The organism is Aminobacter sp. P4_H6_2 (assembly GCF_056400805.1).
Genome location: NZ_JBFUKO010000921.1, coordinates 1 through 1,533 on the forward strand (window position 1 = coordinate 1; position 1,533 = coordinate 1,533).

Annotated in this window: 2 protein-coding genes and 1 pseudogene; all 3 read right to left on the reverse strand. The window is 55.6% G+C overall.

The features are described from left to right. Window positions 1-77: 77 nt before the first annotated feature. Window positions 78-506 carry a DUF2721 domain-containing protein gene (locus AC1DUU_RS31670; protein ID WP_476787259.1) on the reverse strand — a complete coding sequence of 143 codons (429 nt, stop codon included), beginning with the start codon at window positions 504-506 and terminating at the stop codon, window positions 78-80. 41 nt (window positions 507-547) lie between these two features. Then, window positions 548-1,207 carry a hypothetical protein gene (locus AC1DUU_RS31675; protein WP_476787260.1) on the reverse strand — a complete coding sequence of 220 codons (660 nt, stop codon included), beginning with the start codon at window positions 1,205-1,207 and terminating at the stop codon, window positions 548-550. A 118-nt stretch (window positions 1,208-1,325) separates the two neighbouring features. Beyond that, window positions 1,326-1,533 (reverse strand): annotated as a pseudogene (locus AC1DUU_RS31680) (arylsulfatase); the annotation flags it as partial.

Below are 1,533 nucleotides of genomic sequence, written 5' to 3' on the forward strand. Positions count from 1 at the left end.
CTGCCGAGGCGAGTGGGGGGATAAAAAATGCGATCAAAAGGCCTAACGCCGCCAGGAAATGGGCTGCTCTGCGCGGCTCAATCATGATGGTCGAACTCGCTCAAGGAAATTCTTACGTCCTGAAGAAAACGGAGCAGACAACCTACCAGCAGAACTAGTGCCACGACAAACAGCACGCCGGCACCGGGCTCGTGGCGATCCCCCAAAAAGGTCACAGCAAAACCGAACAGAAGTAGCACTGTGATGGTGATGCCACTTGTTACCGCCAATTGCAGCGATTGGTGCAGAAGTATCTCGCGCCGTCTCAGCCTAGTGATATCCGTTTTCAGCCGGACGCGCGCGACGTCGTCATTGGCGATCTGGTTCAGACTGCGCAGCCGGTCAGTAACGCGTGTCATTCTCGCGATCAGGATCGAAACCAAAGCAGCGATTGCAGTGAGCAGAAACGATGGTGCTAACGCGTGGGAGATCACCGTGGATAGCTGATCCGCGTCAATACTGGGCATCTTGCGATCTTTTCCCCCGTGGTAGTCTATGGTTTGCGATTTTATGGAAGCGCGTTCACGGCGCGTGCCGCCACTATGACAAGTGTAAGCAATGAAATTCCGCTTTCGAGGGTCATTAGCATCTTGGCTCGCCTGCTAAGCGGCAGGACATCGGTCGGGCTAAAAGCTGTTGCCGTATTGTAGGCCAAGGCGAGAAAGTCAACGAACTGCGGCCGCCAGTCCGGCGGAGCAACGTCAGGCGTCGCAGATTGCGGAAAGAGCCAGTCTGGAAAGTTTTTTCCGCTCTCCCATGCAAAAGGGCCGCCACGATCGATCTGCCAGTAAAGCAACGCAAACGCCAGAACGTTGGTGACCCATATTGCCAAGGAAGAGGAGAGCAATGAGATCGTACGGGTTTCGGGCGGATGCAGTGTGATGATGCCGATCATGTCCGCAAGTTCCAGCGCCGTGTTGGCGACGTACAGCGCGGCAAACATGATGATTGCGATCCTCTCGGCACGTAGCCAGAAGTGGGCGTTGCCAGCAGAGAACGTGACCCCAGCCATTGGCACTAAGATTGCCAGCACCACGACATATGATACCCATCTCGGCATGATCTGTACGTGATGAGGCAACACCGCCAGCAACACCACCACTGCAAGAATGGCGAGCGCCGGAGCCCAGCGTGGTTCCTGTCGAAGCTGTGAATTTGCAGTGGCCATGATCGTCTACCCAAACCCAGCTTGCCATGGTCGTGTGAGTATTTGGCCCCGCCGCCCTGACCTACTTTTCCGGAAAAAAGGAGGCCCAGTCGCCCGGGCCTCCTTCACCAAGCATCGATCAGTTTCCTGTCGGAATCGCTAGGTTGATGCCTTCCTTGTCGAGTTGATCCCGAACCCACTGGAACCGCTGATAGTTCGTAAGTGTAAGCGGTCCGCTGTAGCTCTCGCTCTGCAGTTTCCGCGGCGGATACTTGACGTAGGTTTTCATCAGCTTGTTGATGGCGTCCGAGATGGTAACCATCGTCCACGTCCGTTCCGTGTAGTTG